The organism is Nocardia sp. NPDC059236, from assembly GCF_042754085.1.
In the GTDB taxonomy this organism is placed as follows: Bacteria; Actinomycetota; Actinomycetes; order Mycobacteriales; family Mycobacteriaceae; genus Nocardia.
Genome location: NZ_JBHZAF010000110.1, coordinates 1 through 295, shown reverse-complemented (window position 1 = coordinate 295; position 295 = coordinate 1). Strand labels below are relative to the sequence as shown.

The following is a 295-nucleotide window of genomic DNA, read 5'->3' as shown; positions in this document are numbered from 1 at the left end:
CCAGCCCCTCCGGGACACCCGTCTCCGGCACGGTCACCTGGTAGAGATTCCCCTCCCCTTCATCCGAGACCAGCAGGCCCACCGTCGACAGGCCGGCCCCGGTCTCCCGGTCCACCGCCCGCTCACCGGTCTTCTTGTTCGCCATCTTCGGCTCCGGCGCAGTCGCCACGAACACCGTGGCGGACGAAAGGTCGATCTTGAACGAAGGCATGGATGTCCCCTCTCACACGAGGTTGCCCCTTGTGAGCAACCTCTCTAGAGATGACTCCATGGAAGCGCACATCTCTAGAGAGGT

Annotated in this window: 1 pseudogene; it reads right to left on the bottom strand. The window is 63.7% G+C overall.

Features of this window, described 5'->3' with window-relative positions:
• Positions 1-211, bottom strand: a pseudogene (locus tag ACFXIV_RS48260) (hypothetical protein); the annotation flags it as partial.
• Positions 212-295 lie beyond the last annotated feature (84 nt).